The following is a 2,354-nucleotide window of genomic DNA, read 5'->3' as shown; positions in this document are numbered from 1 at the left end:
ACGCGGTGATCGCGAAGCTGTTGCCGAAGGCCGACCCGGTGCACAAGGTCACGATCATCCCGCGCGGTCGCGCGCTGGGCGTCACGTGGCAGTTGCCGGAGCATGACAACGAGACGTATTCGAAGGATTACCTGCTGGACCGCCTCGCGATCCTGTTCGGTGGCCGGGTGGCCGAAGAGCTGTTCATGAACCTGGTCAGCACCGGCGCATCGGACGACTTCAACAAGGCCACGCAGACCGCGCGTGCGATGGTGGCTCGTTTCGGCATGACCGACGCACTCGGGCCGATGGTCTACGTCGACGACGAGAACGATGCGTCGCCGTTCGGCCGCGGCTTCACACGTACGATCTCGGAAGCGACGCAGCAGAAGGTCGACTCGGAAATCCGCCGCGTGCTAGACGAACAGTACAACCTCGCACGCCGCCTGCTCGAAGACAACCGCGACAAGGTCGAGGCGATGACGGCCGCACTGATGGAGTGGGAGACGATCGACGCCGATCAGATCAACGACATCATGGAAGGCCGTCCGCCGCGCTCGCCGAAGAGCTCGCCGGCTGTCGGCGGCGATTCGTCGGGCGGTGGCAGCGCCGAGGTCAAGCCCGGCAGCGCGCCGGCGCCGGCTACGCCGGCGGCATAATCTCCGCTTTAACGCCGTTCACGGGCTGGTGTGGCTTCACACCGGCCCGTTTTGCATTCATCCACGCCCGTTGCTCGTGTCCGATTCCGCTGTGTCCCCATTCATTCCCGCTCCGCTCCAGTGCGGCCGCTTCGAACTGACGTTCGAACGCCCGCTCGTGATGGGCATCCTCAACGCCACGCCCGATTCGTTCTCCGACGGCGGCCGCTTCCTCGCGCGCGACGATGCGCTGCGCCAGGCCGAGCGGATGATCGCCGACGGCGCGGACCTGCTCGACATCGGCGGCGAATCGACGCGCCCCGGTGCGCCGCCGGTGCCGCTCGACGAGGAGCTCGCGCGCGTGATTCCGCTCGTCGAGGCGCTGCGGCCGCTCAACGTGCCGCTGTCGATCGATACCTACAAGCCGGCCGTGATGCGCGCGGCGCTGGCCGCCGGCGCGGATCTGATCAACGACATCTGGGGGTTCCGCCAGCCGGGTGCGATCGATGCGGTGCGCGACGGCAACAGCGGCCTGTGTGCGATGCACATGCTCGGCGAGCCGCAGACGATGCAGGTCGGCGAGCCCGACTACGGCGACGTCGTGACCGACGTCCGCGATTTTCTCGCTGCGCGCGCCGAGGCGCTGCGCGACGCGGGGGTGGCGGCGGAGCGCATCTGCGTCGACCCCGGCTTCGGGTTCGGCAAGGCGGTCGTCGACGACAACTATGCGCTGCTGGCCGCGTTGCCGGACACGGCGCCCGCGCGGCCCGACGGCCGCGCTTATCCGATTCTCGCGGGCATGTCGCGCAAGTCGATGCTCGGTGCGGTGATCGGCGGCAAGCCGCCGATGGAACGCGTCGCGGCGAGCGTGGCGGCCGCGGTGTGCGCGGTCGAGCGGGGCGCCGCGATCGTGCGCGTGCACGACGTCGCGGCGACGGTCGATGCGCTGAAAGTATGGAATACCGTGCGCGCAGCCGCACGGCAACGATAAGCAAGTCAGAAAGACGAAGGAGGAAGGACTCATGGGACGTCGATATTTCGGCACGGACGGCATTCGCGGCACGGTGGGCGAAGCGCCCATCACGCCGGACTTCGTATTGCGCCTCGGCTACGCGGCCGGCAAGGTACTGGCCGGCTCGGCCGACGTCGCGGCAGGCTCGCGTCCGACGGTGTTGATCGGCAAGGACACGCGCGTGTCGGGCTACATGCTCGAAGCCGCGCTCGAGGCCGGATTCTCGGCGGCCGGCGTCGACGTGATGCTGGCTGGCCCGATGCCGACGCCCGGCGTCGCGTACCTGACGCGTGCGCTGCGTCTGTCGGCCGGTGTGGTGATCAGCGCGTCGCACAACCCTTATCACGACAACGGGATCAAGTTTTTCTCGGCTGACGGCAACAAGCTGCCCGACGACACCGAAGCCGCGATCGAAGCGTGGCTCGACAAGCCGCTCGAATGCGCGCCGTCCGACGGGCTCGGCAAGGCGCGTCGCCTTGACGACGCGGCCGGCCGCTACATCGAGTTCTGCAAGAGCACGTTTCCGGCCGCGTTCGACCTGCGCGGCCTGAAGCTCGTGATCGATTGCGCGCATGGCGCCGCGTATCAAATTGCACCGCACGTGTTCCACGAACTCGGCGCGGACGTCATCCCGATCGGCGTCGCGCCGAACGGCTTCAACATCAACGACGGCGTCGGCGCGACTGCGCCGGACGCGTTGGTGCGCGCGGTGCGGGCGAACCATG

General features: G+C 68.2%; 1 protein-coding gene and 2 pseudogenes. All 3 read left to right on the top strand.

What is annotated here, in order from left to right:
* A pseudogene (locus tag JMF90_RS33740) lies at positions 1-638 on the top strand (cell division protein FtsH); the annotation flags it as partial.
* A gap of 28 nt (positions 639-666) precedes the next feature.
* A complete protein-coding gene (gene folP, locus JMF90_RS33735; protein WP_074800344.1) occupies positions 667-1,608 on the top strand; it encodes a dihydropteroate synthase in 942 nt (313 codons plus the stop codon).
* A 31-nt stretch (positions 1,609-1,639) separates the two neighbouring features.
* A pseudogene (gene glmM, locus JMF90_RS33730) lies at positions 1,640-2,354 on the top strand (phosphoglucosamine mutase); the annotation flags it as partial.

It is taken from the genome of Burkholderia sp. E168m23, assembly GCF_016586125.1.
In the GTDB taxonomy this organism is placed as follows: Bacteria; Pseudomonadota; Gammaproteobacteria; order Burkholderiales; family Burkholderiaceae; genus Burkholderia; species Burkholderia orbicola.
The sequence above is the reverse complement of the archived record's forward strand: the minus strand, read 5'-3'. Positions and strand labels throughout refer to the sequence as shown.